Genomic DNA, 343 nt, shown 5'->3' on the forward strand with positions numbered 1-343 from the left:
ATTACAACAAACCACCCCAGCGTGGCCTGATCAAGCACTATGAAACCATCGCGGCGGCGGTGGATGTGCCGCAGTGGCTGTATAACGTTCCTGGTCGTACTGGCTGCGATATGTTGCCGGAAACCGTGGCGGCTCTGGCGGATGTTGAGCAGATTGTGGCGATCAAGGAAGCGACCGGCGATATCGACCGGGCACGCAAGTTGATCGAACTGGTTGGTGATCGTATGGCGGTTTATTCCGGTGATGATCCAACGGCCCATGAGCTGATTCTGGCCGGAGGCAAAGGCAATATCTCAGTCACTGCCAACGTGGCGCCCAAATTGATGCACGACTTGTGCATGCT

At 56.0% G+C, this 343-nt stretch carries 1 protein-coding gene; it reads left to right on the forward strand.

The window, feature by feature from the left end:
- A partial coding sequence (locus tag Q4563_RS17630) for a dihydrodipicolinate synthase family protein (RefSeq protein ID WP_303605424.1) occupies nt 1-343 on the forward strand: 343 nt, incomplete at both ends.

It is taken from the genome of Gilvimarinus sp. 1_MG-2023 (genome assembly GCF_030548285.1).